15 protein-coding genes are annotated in these 11,384 nt (G+C 58.4%); 10 read left to right on the forward strand and 5 right to left on the reverse strand.

Going from position 1 to position 11,384, the window contains the following annotated elements; translation table 11 throughout:
• Positions 1–203: 203 nt before the first annotated feature.
• The 7 genes from repC (at position 204) to DM995_RS17890 (ending at position 5,301) form a co-directional block, all read left to right on the forward strand.
• Entirely contained in the window at positions 204–932 is a 729-nt protein-coding gene (repC, locus tag DM995_RS17860; RefSeq protein WP_502696618.1) for a replication protein C, IncQ-type, read from the forward strand.
• Between the two features lie 1,032 nt (positions 933–1,964).
• Positions 1,965–2,153 (forward strand): FitA-like ribbon-helix-helix domain-containing protein, encoded by a 189-nt coding sequence (locus DM995_RS17865; protein WP_000024442.1) that lies wholly within the window; start codon positions 1,965–1,967, stop codon positions 2,151–2,153.
• A gap of 140 nt (positions 2,154–2,293) precedes the next feature.
• Positions 2,294–3,073 (forward strand): P-type conjugative transfer protein TrbJ, encoded by a 780-nt coding sequence (trbJ, locus tag DM995_RS17870; protein ID WP_000836966.1) that lies wholly within the window; start codon positions 2,294–2,296, stop codon positions 3,071–3,073.
• Positions 3,074–3,085: 12 nt separating this feature from the next.
• A complete protein-coding gene (trbK, locus tag DM995_RS17875; RefSeq protein WP_000718002.1) occupies positions 3,086–3,322 on the forward strand; it encodes an entry exclusion lipoprotein TrbK in 237 nt (78 codons plus the stop codon).
• 10 nt (positions 3,323–3,332) lie between these two features.
• The gene (trbL, locus tag DM995_RS17880; RefSeq protein WP_001405816.1) at positions 3,333–4,760 is read left to right on the forward strand and encodes a P-type conjugative transfer protein TrbL; all 1,428 of its coding nucleotides are present in this window, start codon (positions 3,333–3,335) and stop codon (positions 4,758–4,760) included.
• Between the two features lie 4 nt (positions 4,761–4,764).
• On the forward strand, positions 4,765–5,013 hold the full coding sequence (locus tag DM995_RS17885) for a hypothetical protein (RefSeq protein ID WP_000213809.1): 249 nt from the start codon (positions 4,765–4,767) through the stop codon (positions 5,011–5,013).
• Between the two features lie 63 nt (positions 5,014–5,076).
• Positions 5,077–5,301, forward strand: coding sequence for a type I toxin-antitoxin system ptaRNA1 family toxin (locus DM995_RS17890; RefSeq protein ID WP_000211355.1), 225 nt, complete (start codon positions 5,077–5,079; stop codon positions 5,299–5,301).
• 36 nt (positions 5,302–5,337) lie between these two features.
• Here DM995_RS17890 and DM995_RS17895 read toward each other — a convergent pair whose 3' ends face one another.
• The 5 genes from DM995_RS17895 to DM995_RS17915 form a co-directional block, all read right to left on the reverse strand.
• Entirely contained in the window at positions 5,338–5,541 is a 204-nt protein-coding gene (locus DM995_RS17895; protein ID WP_000131871.1) for a hypothetical protein, read from the reverse strand.
• Positions 5,542–5,655: 114 nt separating this feature from the next.
• Positions 5,656–6,723 (reverse strand): ACR3 family arsenite efflux transporter, encoded by a 1,068-nt coding sequence (gene arsB / locus DM995_RS17900; protein WP_001272375.1) that lies wholly within the window; start codon positions 6,721–6,723, stop codon positions 5,656–5,658.
• Positions 6,720–7,226 (reverse strand): arsenate reductase ArsC, encoded by a 507-nt coding sequence (locus DM995_RS17905; RefSeq protein WP_000140066.1) that lies wholly within the window; start codon positions 7,224–7,226, stop codon positions 6,720–6,722. The genes arsB and DM995_RS17905 overlap by 4 nt, the downstream gene beginning before the upstream one ends.
• Positions 7,223–7,990 carry an arsenical resistance protein ArsH gene (gene arsH, locus DM995_RS17910; RefSeq protein WP_001239389.1) on the reverse strand — a complete coding sequence of 256 codons (768 nt, stop codon included), beginning with the start codon at positions 7,988–7,990 and terminating at the stop codon, positions 7,223–7,225. Before arsH ends, DM995_RS17905 begins: the two co-directional genes overlap by 4 nt.
• On the reverse strand, positions 7,987–8,319 hold the full coding sequence (locus DM995_RS17915; protein WP_000447876.1) for an ArsR/SmtB family transcription factor: 333 nt from the start codon (positions 8,317–8,319) through the stop codon (positions 7,987–7,989). Before DM995_RS17915 ends, arsH begins: the two co-directional genes overlap by 4 nt.
• Before the next feature lie 147 nt (positions 8,320–8,466).
• Here DM995_RS17915 and DM995_RS17920 point away from each other — a divergent pair, with 147 nt between their 5' ends.
• The 3 genes from DM995_RS17920 to DM995_RS17930 all read left to right on the forward strand — a co-directional run bounded on the left by DM995_RS17920 (position 8,467) and on the right by DM995_RS17930 (position 11,129).
• Positions 8,467–9,204 carry a recombinase family protein gene (locus DM995_RS17920; protein ID WP_001366550.1) on the forward strand — a complete coding sequence of 246 codons (738 nt, stop codon included), beginning with the start codon at positions 8,467–8,469 and terminating at the stop codon, positions 9,202–9,204.
• Positions 9,201–9,425, forward strand: a complete 225-nt coding sequence (locus tag DM995_RS17925) for a hypothetical protein (protein ID WP_000743213.1) — start codon at positions 9,201–9,203, stop codon at positions 9,423–9,425. Before DM995_RS17920 ends, DM995_RS17925 begins: the two co-directional genes overlap by 4 nt.
• A gap of 210 nt (positions 9,426–9,635) precedes the next feature.
• Complete coding sequence (locus DM995_RS17930; RefSeq protein WP_001120888.1) at positions 9,636–11,129, forward strand: IS91-like element ISCR2 family transposase; 1,494 nt, start codon at positions 9,636–9,638, stop codon at positions 11,127–11,129.
• Positions 11,130–11,384: the final 255 nt, after the last annotated feature.

Here is an 11,384-nt window from a genome sequence, read left to right on the forward strand (position 1 = left end):
ATGATCGTTGATATGTCTGCCGGGCACTGCAGCTCCCCTTCCGGGGCAGAAGCGTATCCCACCAGTTCACGATCACCATCGCGCCACTCTCACAAAGAAAGACGCTTGCGGCGTGTGTCTGTCGCTCCTCGGGGCTACGCCCCTCGTCCCGACAGACACACGCCGCCATTCTCAACTAGATTGTCGCGCGGTTCTCATCCTGATTGTCGCGCAGCACTCTCGGGGCCGATGATATGCGTCTTTTGCAAGGCATCGTGGCCCTTGGCGGCCCGAACGGCATCTTGCTAACCCCGGAACCGACCAGTGAGACGGGGCGACAGCTACGGCTATTCCTTGAACCCCGTTTCGAAGCCATTGAGCAAGACGGCTTGGTGGTTCGTGAGAGCCTGACCAAACTGCTCTCAGAAACGGGCATGACGGATAGCGGCGACAACATCAAGGCGCTCAAAGCCAGCCTGCTGCGCATGTCGAACGTCACCATCCTTGTGACGAAGGGACGGCGGCAAGCCGCGTTCCACCTGATGAGTCATGCTTTTGACGAGACGGACGGCAGGCTATGGGTTGCCCTGAATCCGCGTATTGCCGAAGCGATCCTGGGGCATCGTCCATATGCCCGTATCGACATGGCGGAAGTGCGGGTGCTACAGACTGATCCGGCACGGCTGATGCACCAACGGCTATGCGGCTGGATCGACCCCGGCAAATCCGGGCGCGTGGAACTGGACACGCTTTGCGGCTATGTCTGGCCAGATGAAGCCAATGCCGAAGCTATGAAAAAACGCCGTCAGACTGCCCGGAAGGCACTGGCCGAACTTGCCGCCGTGGGTTGGGTAGTGAACGAATACGCCAAGGGAAAATGGGAGATCAAGAGGCCTGGCCCCACGGCAACTGCACCCGTTTACCGTCGTAACGTTCCCTTGTTACCGTCGTAACGCTCCCCTTCTGCCGTCGTAACGTTCCCCGTCCCAATTTGGAAAACCCAGACGGTGCGCTGCTTTGCGGGCAGTTTGGGAAATCCATCCAAGATTATCTAAAGATAATCCATCATGCGCGGTGCAGCTCGCGCCTTGAGGGCGCGTTCTGACCTTGCCAATAAAGCCCTGGCGGGCTTTATCAATCGGCCATAGGCCGATGGTTTAACGCCAAGAAGAGAAGGCGGCTTCAGTGGCCGCTGAAACGCCTTGTGAGAGGGGAAAACAACCCGGAGTCCCTTATTCCATGAGCTGAAGCAGAATCTGCGTCTAACGGTGCTGGAGGGCCGCTGTGTGCACTTGTAGTTATCTGTACTGAAACCTTGGCTCGAAACGTGAAATGGCTAAGCAGTGCCCATTCGTTCGGTAAGAATAATAAGAAGATTATTATTCTTATTATTACCAAGCAGGAATGAGCCGTGTGTGTTGGACGCCCATAACCAGTAACCTGCGTGAAGGTGTCAACATCAGGAAAGGTTGCCCCTCAAGTATCAATACGTCGCCTTAGTGGTATGACGGGAGGGGAGGCAAATTTCTTGTGTTCATTGACACTTGAGGGGCGGGTTATGCCCTTCTTTTTTGGCGTCCAACTCGCCCCATCGGGGCGAATGGTTTGTGTCGATTGTTGGCATTTTAGGTTCCGATTTAAAGCCGATTGAGCAGCGATTTTGAAGCGACTATGTCGATTGCAGGCCGATTTGGTGACGATTACGGTTATGTTGCCAAGAATCGGTGTTTGTTTGACGATAAAACGCTTTACGTTCGATATGCGCTAGATTTTCAATAGTGGGTGAAATGCGGGCAGGATGGGTGAAGTTAGCTAACCGGCAAGCCGGTTATCTATCTTCACTGTCCCTTATTCGCGCCGGGGGCACTCAACGGGAATCCTGCCCTGCGGGGCTGATCGGCTACCGCCGGTTGCAAGAGTATAGGTCTTGCTATTTTTAATATCTTTGATAGCATGGTTGTCGGGTACACCAAAAGGGTATTGATATGGCAAATGTGCTTATCAGGAATTTACCCGCCGAGGTGCACCGTGCGTTGAAAGTTCGAGCAGCGCTCAACGATAGGAGCACCGACGCGGAAATACGCGAAATACTGACGGCGGCAGTACAGCCGCTAGAGCTTGAAGAGATTGGCCGGGAAGTTGGCTTGTCCGAAAGCGATAAAAAAACAGAGTAGTTTTACGTTTGTAAGTCCGGGCCTCAGCGCCAAGGGCAATACCGATCAGCTAGTGGCGTAGCTCTTCGATGAAACGTTGCCGAGAACAAGCACAACGCTTGGTCAAGGCAATGCCTTCTTTTCATCGACGGAGTACGACCATGAAGTCCAAAATTTTAGCGGCTAAAAAAACCGCTCTAGCCGTTGCACTCGCAACCGGCTTTATCACCACTACCACCGCCCCTGTGCAAGCTGGTATCCCCGTCATCGACGGCGGCAACCTGGCCCAGAACATCATGACGGCCATCGAGTCGGTGGCGCAGACGCTCAAGCAGATTGAGCAGTACCAGACCCAGTTGCAGCAGTACGAAAATCAGCTCCAGAACACGATGGCCCCAGCCGCGTATATCTGGGATCAGGCGCAGACTACGATCAACCGGCTGATTGCCGCGCAAAACACGCTGGCCTATTACGAGAACCAGCTAGGCAGCCTGGATCGTTACCTGGCCAAGTTTCAGGACGTGGCCTATTACCGCAGCTCGCCATGCTTCAACGGCAGCGGCGGATGCACGCCGGCCGAAAAGGCAGCGATGGAAGAGAACCGCCGCCTGGCGTCAGAGTCGCAAAAGAAGGCCAACGATGCCCTGTTCCAGACCGTTGCCGACCAGCAAAAGGCTTTGAAGGATGACGCCCGTACCCTGGAGCGGCTGCAAGGCGCGGCCCAGGGTGCAACTGGCCAGCTACAGGCCATCGGCTACGCCAACCAGCTCGCCAGCCAGCAGGCCAATCAGCTCTTGCAGATTCGCACCATGTTGACCGCCCAACACAACGCGGAGGCAGCCCGGATTGCAGCAGAACTCGATGCCGAGGCGCGAGGTGATGCCAGGGCCGAGCAAATGCGTACCTGGACGTTTCGCCCGAGTCCGGCAGACAACTACTAGGGAGGCGGTGAGATGAAAAAAATCTTTTTTACTACCGCGGCTACGTTGCTGTTGTTGGCTGGATGTGAACAGGAAAGGATGCCCGAACCAAATGCGGCGACGTGTGCCCCCGATGCGTTCCAGGCAGCACTGAATGAAATGCGCAGCGAAGCGAACCGAGAGGCCTTTACCGAGGAATGCAGAGCATTCCAGAAGGCCAAGCAGATGCGTCAGTGGGAGTTCAAGCCCAGCCCTAAAGATGATTATTGAGGTGGTCGCCATGAGAAAGAAAATTGCTCTAGGTGGCTTGATGATGGTCGCCACAATGGTGCTGGCTGAACCTGCAATGGCGCAGGAGCTAAGTAGCAGCGGTGTTATGAATGATGTGCTCAAGCGTTTTCATGATGCTGCCGCAACATGGGGGCCAGCTATTGAGTCCGCTGCATCGCGTTTGTTCTGGACGCTGGTTGTGATTTCGATGGTCTGGACATTCGGCATGATGGCTTTGCGCAAGGCCGACATTGGCGAGTTCTTCGCGGAGTTCGTTCGCTTCACGATCTTCACCGGCTTTTTCTGGTGGTTGCTGACGAATGCGAACCAGGGCATGAATATCGCCGGTACGATTGTTCAGTCATTGCAAACTCTGGGCGCGCAGGCGGGGGGACTTTCCAATAGCAATCTTGGGCCCTCCAGCATCCTTGATCTTGGTTTCGAGTTATACAACCGCACAGTACAGGCCACCTCGGAGCTGGGATGGCGGCAGATGGCAACTGCTCTGGTCATGGAGCTAATGGCCCTGGCTGTTTTGTTTGTCCTGGCGTTGATTGCGGTCAACCTGTTGCTGTTGCTCGCATCAGCCTGGATTCTGTTGTATGCCGGTGTGTTCTTCCTTGGCTTTGGTGGAAGTCGTTGGACTTCCGACATGGCGATCAATTACTACAAGACCGTGCTGGGCCTGGCCGCACAGCTTATGGCAATGGTGCTTCTGGTTGCGATTGGCAAAGAGTTCATCAATCACTACTACACGCAAATCAGCGAGAACATGGCATCCCAGGAACTGGCCGTGATGTTGGTTATATCGGTCATCTTGCTTTTCTTGGTCAACAAAGTTCCGCCGATGATTTCTGGTCTTGTGTCTGGTGGTGGTATTGGCGCAGCCGGTGGAATTGGAAACTTCGGTGCGGGTGCGGCAGTTGGGGCGGCGGTGACGGCGGCCAGTATGGCAACTGGCGGCGCTGCCCTGGCAGGTAAAGCGGTTATGGGTGCCGCAGCCGGTGCAGCCGGAGGTGCAAGTGCACTCCAAGCGGCTTTTCAGAAAGCATCAGCGAGTATGGAAACCGGCGGTGACATGTCCAGCATGGGGTCAGTTGTCAGCAGTGGCGGAAACGGTGGTGGTGAAGCGGGTACTGCTGGCAGTAGCCCATTCGCCCAAGCGGCTGGCTTTGGTGACAGCGGCAGTAGCTCAAGCGGTGGCGGCTTTGCCAAGGCCGCGAAGCTGGCCACAGGCACGGCCTCCGAGTTAGCCAAGGGTGTCGGCTCTCAAGTGAAGCAGGGATTCCAGGAGCGAGTGAGCGAAACCACAGGCGGAAAACTGGCTGCTTCGATACGCGAAAGCATGGAGCCGAAAGAAGCAAGCCAATCTGGCCAGTTCGAGGGCAATAGCTTGGGCGCCGATTCTGGCCCAGATAGTAACGAAGTCAGGAGTTAGCACGATGACGACATCAACATACATGGCCGCATTGGCGGCCCTGGATGAAGCGCCAAGGGAAGAAGTCAGCCAGGTATTTATTTCGCCGCTGGGTGATCAATCGACCGAGGTCGATGCAGAGACAGAAACAGCCGCTTTTGTATCACGGCCAGACCCTATGAGAGAGAGCGAAACTAAGCCGATAAGTATTGAGGTTAATGGCGGCAGGAATGAGCGGTCAGCATTCGCGGAGGCGGCGGGGCTGTACCTGTAGGCGCACCGGGCTGGCCACAACCAGCCCGGCACTTTCAATCAACACCTACTGGAGAGGTGAATTATGACAACACAACATATTATCGAACCAGGGCAAGCAGTGCATCAAGCAGCGGCTATTCTTTCTTCTTTGGAGTACATCAACCAAGCGGAAGCGCGGAGCCTTGGGCCATTGGCCGAAGCCGTCGCTAATGCTTTTATGGTGGTGTACTACCAAGCTGAAACGGGCCGGGCGACACAGGCTGATTTTCAAGAAGCAATGAACGCCTTGCGCCAAGCGTGCAGCTAATGACGAAAGGGCGGCCACTCGAACTGGCCGCCTTTTTCAATCTTCACTGTTTGGCCATTCCCGACCCACAGACGGCGCATCCATCCATTCGCGTTCCTCCGGCGGCAGCGGGTAAGCCCCGGATGCTTCCGCGTCGGCCAGTAGTTCGGCCAGTGTGTAGCGCACCCGACCAGTGGAAACGGCGCGGGCCGGGTCGGCCTTCTCATGCAGCCTGTTCTCTAGGTTCTTTGGGTCTGTCATCGGGCGACCTCAGCAAGCATGGATACTAGGTGTTCCAGGTCAGTGATCGAATGCGCCAGGAAGCGGCCGGCGCGGCAATCTGCAATCATTTCCTCAGTTTTTTCCTACTCATGTTCAACCTCGTTCGTACCAGCTCTTCGAGCGATTCACCACGCGCACGACCAGCAGCATCACCGGCACTTCGACCAGGACGCCGACCACGGTTGCCAATGCAGCGCCGGAGTGCAGACCGAACAAGCTGATGGCGGCCGCCACGGCCAGCTCGAAGAAGTTGCTGGCACCGATCAGGGCCGAAGGACAGGCGACAGAGTGCTTTTCCCCCGCCCGCTTGTTCAGCCAGTAGGCTAACCCGGAATTGAAGAACACTTGAATCAAGATCGGCACGGCTAGCATGGCGATCACTAACGGCTGCCGGATGATGGCCTCGCCCTGGAAGGCGAACAGTAGAACCAACGTCAGCAGCAGCGCGGCCATCGACCACGGCCCGATCTTCTGCATGGCCCGTTCAAAGGCGGCCTGTCCTTGCTTGAGCAGATGCCGCCGCAAGAGCTGCGCCAGGATCACCGGCACGATGATGTAGAGCACGACCGAAATCAGCAGCGTGTCCCAAGGCACCGAGATCGAGGACATGCCCAGCAGCAGGCCGACGATGGGCGCGAAGGCCACGATCATGATGGCGTCGTTCAGAGCCACTTGCGAGAGCGTGAAAAGCGGGTCGCCGTTGGTAAGGCGGCTCCACACGAACACCATTGCCGTGCAGGGCGCGGCGGCCAGCAAGATCAAGCCCGCGATGTAGCTGTCCAGTTGATCGGCCGGCAGGAACGGAGCGAACACTTGTCGGATGAACAGCCACCCCAGCAGGGCCATCGAGAATGGCTTGACGGCCCAATTCACGAACAGCGTGACGCCGATGCCGCGCCAATGCTCTTTGACCTGGTGCAGCGCCCCGAAGTCGATCTTGACCAGCATCGGGACGATCATTACCCAAATCAGCAGGCCCACCGGCAAATTGACCTGGGCCACTTCCATGCGGCCTATGGCCTGGAACACGTCAGGAAGGCCCTGGCCGAGCGCAACACCGGCGACGATGCACAGGGCCACCCACAGCGTCAGGTAACGCTCGAAGCCGCTCATCGGGGCCTGGCGCGGCTTCGCGGCGATGGCCTGTGCGCCGGCGCTCATGCTTCCTGCTCGGTCTTGCCGATGTTCGCCAGCTCGCGCTTGATGGCCGTCTGGTCAAGCATTTTGAGAGGCAGATTCACGAACAGGCGGACGCGGTTCATCATGTGCCGGAAGGTTTGTTCGAAGGCCCGGCGCTTCTCGGCGTCAGTGCCTTCGACGGCGGCCGGGTCTTCAAATCCCCAATGCGCCGAGATCGGCTGACCAGGCCACACCGGACACATTTCGCCGGCGGCGTTGTCGCAGACGGTGATGATGAAGTCCATCTTCGGTGCGTCGGGCGTGGCGTACTCGTCCCAGCTCTTGCTGCGCAGATTCTCGGTCGGGTAATTCACCGACTCCACCTTTTCGACGGCGAAGGGATTGACCTTGCCGGTTGGGTGACTGCCGGCGCTGTAGGCGCGGAAGCGCCCTTGCCCCATCGTGTTGATGAGAGCTTCGGCCATGATGCTGCGCGCCGAATTGCCGGTGCAGAGGATGAGGACGTTATAGATTCTTTCGGTCATGATGTTTCGCTTTCTGGTAGTGGCTGGGGAGCAATGGCGATGGATGAAAGATCGGTGGCCTCGTCGATGACGTGGCCGGCCGCTTTCCGTTCGGAATAGCGGTCTGTCAGTGCTTCACGGTGCGGCCGTACCAGCGCCGTGAAGCGCACCAGTTCTTCCATCACATCGGCTATTCGGTCGTAGTACGGCGAGGGCTTCATGCGGCCCGCCGCGTCGAACTCTTGGAACGCTTTGGCGATACTCGACTGGTTCGGAATGGTGAACATTCGCATCCAGCGGCCGAGCAGACGCAAGGTGTTCACGGCGTTGAAGCTCTGCGAGCCGCCGGATACCTGCATCACGGCCAGGGTGCGGCCTTGGGTCGGCCGGATGCCGGCCATTTCAAGCGGCAGATGGTCAATCTGCGCCTTCATGACACTGGTAATCTGACCGTGGCGTTCCGGGCTGCACCAGACTTGTCCCTCTGACCACTCGGACAGGGCGCGCAGCTCCTTGACGGCCGGGTGATCGTCGCTTTGCACTTGATCGGGCAACGGCAAATCGGACGGGTCGAAGATGCGTGTTTCTGCGCCAAAGAATTGCAGCAGCCGGGCCGCTTCCTCGACGGCCAGCCGTGAGAACGAGCGGGCGCGCAGCGAGCCATACAGCAGCAGGATACGCACCGGCGGGGCGTCGGGTGCCAGCCCGAGCGCCGGGCGCTCGATGGCAAAGGATTTGTCCAAAGCGGGCAAAGAATCGGGGTCGGAAAGATGGCGAAGTCTCATGCCAACACCTTCCCGGCTTCCGTGGTGCAAGACAGGTTGCACACCTGGCCGCCGCAGCAGTTTTCCGTGAGAAAGGCCACCAGGTTAGTGGCCGTCGAAAAGTTCGCCTCGTAGATCACAAATCGGCCTTCTTGCCGCGACGTGACCATGCCGGCGTGTGCCAGCTCTTTCAGGTGGAAGGATAGCGAAGACGGCGGGATGCCGGCCGCTTCGCTGATTTTTCCGGCGGCCATGCCGGCGGGGCCGGCCTGGACGAGAAGCCGGAACACCGCGAGGCGCGATTCTTGAGCGATGGCCGCCAGGGCGGCTACAGCATTTATCGTTTCCATGTTTCAATAATAGTCGAAATATGGAGTGTGCTCAATAGCTCATTTAAGCTGTAAAAATGAGCTAGGCGCATTTAGATCGATATGTGATAAATTGGCCTGCCAGTTTAAGATGGGTGCATTTGAGTATGCCCAAAGGAGCCCGCAAGTATGCGCAGGACGAAGCCAGTAGCCGCGCCGATGGTGGCGCGGGTCTATCTGCGCGTCAGCACCGACGCGCAGGACTTGGAACGCCAAGAGGCGATCACTACGGCCGCGAAGGCCGCCGGCTACTACGTCGCCGGCATCTACCGTGAGAAGGCATCCGGCGCACGCGCCGACCGGCCTGAGCTGCTGCGCATGATCGGCGACCTACAGCCCGGCGAGGTGGTCATTGCCGAGAAGATCGACCGCATCAGCCGCCTACCTTTGCCCGAGGCCGAGCGCCTGGTGGCCTCGATACAGGCCAAAGGCGCACGCCTGGCCGTCCCTGGCGTGGTCGATCTATCCGACCTGGCGGCCGAGGCCCAGGGCGTCGCCAAGATCGTGCTGGAAGCCGTGCAGATCATGCTTTTTCGCCTGGCCTTGCAGATGGCCCGCGACGACTACGAGGACAGGCGCGAACGCCAGCGCCAAGGCATTGAGTTGGCCCGCCAGGCCGGGCGGTACAAGGGCCGCCGTGCTGATCCGAAGCGCCGCGCCCAAGTTGTCGCGCTGCGCAAGTCCGGCTACAGCATCAACAAGACCGCCGAGCTGGCCGGGTACAGTGCGGCCCAGGTGAAACGGATATGGGCCGAGGTCAGCCAGGCCGAAGCGAAGCAGCACGGCGCGTTCGTGGAGGACGCATTGACGGAAGCCGATGCCCTGGCCGCTGTCGGCCAGGATGAGCGCCAGGAGGAAAGGGCATGAAGAAGCCGAACCAAGACGACGAGCCGTTTTTCATCACCGAGGAGATTGCGGCCGAAATGATCGCCGGCGGCTATGAGTTCGAGCTGCCGCCCATTCCTTGCACCATCCGCCTACGCGACGTGCTGGAGCGCATGACCGATGCTGAGCTAGCATTGCAGCCGGGCGAGATCGCCGACCAGGAGCGTGAACGCTGCCGGCGCAAGCCGTGTTCAACCTCATGATCTGGTCATGGTATTTTTCATGGCACTGAGCCTGATAGTTCTTGCAAATTGTTGTCACTAAAGGGTTTTGTGTGCTTGTTTACAATCGAGTGGGAGTGACGGGCACTGGCTGGCAATGTCTAGCAACGGCAGGCATTTCGGCTGAGGGTAAAAGAACTTTCCGCTAAGCGATAGACTGTATGTAAACACAGTATTGCAAGGACGCGGAACATGCCTCATGTGGCGGCCAGGACGGCCAGCCGGGATCGGGATACTGGTCGTTACCAGAGCCACCGACCCGAGCAAACCCTTCTCTATCAGATCGTTGACGAGTATTACCCGGCATTCGCTGCGCTTATGGCAGAGCAGGGAAAGGAATTGCCGGGCTATGTGCAACGGGAATTTGAAGAATTTCTCCAATGCGGGCGGCTGGAGCATGGCTTTCTACGGGTTCGCTGCGAGTCTTGCCACGCCGAGCACCTGGTCGCTTTCAGCTGTAAGCGTCGCGGTTTCTGCCCGAGCTGTGGGGCGCGGCGGATGGCCGAAAGTGCCGCCTTGCTGGTTGATGAAGTACTGCCTGAACAACCCATGCGTCAGTGGGTGTTGAGCTTCCCGTTTCAGCTGCGTTTCCTGTTTGCCAGCCGGCCCGAGATCATGGGGTGGGTGCTGGGCATCGTTTACCGCGTCATTGCCACGCACCTGGTCAAGAAAGCGGGCCATACCCACCAAGTGGCCAAGACGGGCGCGGTCACCCTGATCCAGCGTTTTGGATCGGCGCTCAATCTGAATGTTCACTTCCACATGCTGTTTCTCGACGGTGTGTATGTCGAGCAATCCCACGGCTCAGCGCGTTTCCGCTGGGTCAAGGCGCCGACCAGCCCAGAGCTCACCCAGCTGACGCACACCATCGCCCACCGGGTGGGTCGCTATCTGGAACGGCAAGGCCTGCTGGAACGGGATGTCGAAAACAGCTATCTGGCCTCGGATGCGGTGGATGACGACCCGATGACACCCCTGCTGGGGCACTCGATCACTTACCGTATCGCTGTCGGTTCACAGGCGGGGCGAAAGGTGTTCACTTTGCAAACTCTGCCGACCAGTGGTGATCCGTTCGGTGACGGGATTGGCAAGGTAGCCGGGTCCAGCCTGCACGCCGGCGTGGCGGCCAGGGCCGATGAACGCAAGAAGCTCGAACGGCTGTGCCGGTACATCAGCCGCCCGGCGGTATCCGAGAAGCGGCTGTCGTTAACACGAGGCGGCAACGTGCGCTACCAGCTCAAGACGCCGTACCGGGACGGCACCACGCACGTCATTTTCGAACCATTGGATTTCATTGCAAGGCTGGCCGCCCTGGTACCGAAGCCCAGAGTCAACCTAACCCGCTTCCACGGGGTGTTCGCACCCAACAGTCGGCACCGGGCGTTGGTCACGCCGGCAAAACGGGGCAGGGGCAACAAGGTCAGGGTGGCTGATGAACCGGCAACACCAGCACAACGGCGAGCGTCGATGACATGGGCGCAACGGCTCAAGCGTGTTTTCAATATCGACATCGAGACCTGCAGCGGCTGCGGCGGCGCCATGAAAGTCATCGCCTGCATTGAAGACCCTATAGTGATCAAGCAGATCCTTGATCACCTGAAGCACAAAGCCGAAACCAGCGGGACCAGGGCGTTACCCGAAAGCCGGGCGCCACCGGCTGAGCTGCTCCTGGGTCTGTTTGACTGACGAGCCTGAAGGCCAACGATACCAATCAAAATGCTGCGTTCACAGCGCCGCGGCAGGGATCCGCCGTGCTGGTTGTCGGAAAAGGAGCCGCTAGTGGGAAAGAGGAGGGTAAATTTTCAGCGTTGCTGGCTCCCCGTCAGCCGGATTGGGTTGCATCGCAGGGGTGTCGAAAGAGTCAACTGCGGTCCAAAGCTGTTGGACTTGGGTGAAAAGGGCGTTTATTCTTCCTATACGTTGTCGGCAGCGGGCCAAAAA

The sequence above is a fragment of the Blastomonas sp. UPD001 genome (assembly GCF_003426715.1).
In the GTDB taxonomy this organism is placed as follows: domain Bacteria; phylum Pseudomonadota; class Alphaproteobacteria; order Sphingomonadales; family Sphingomonadaceae; genus Blastomonas.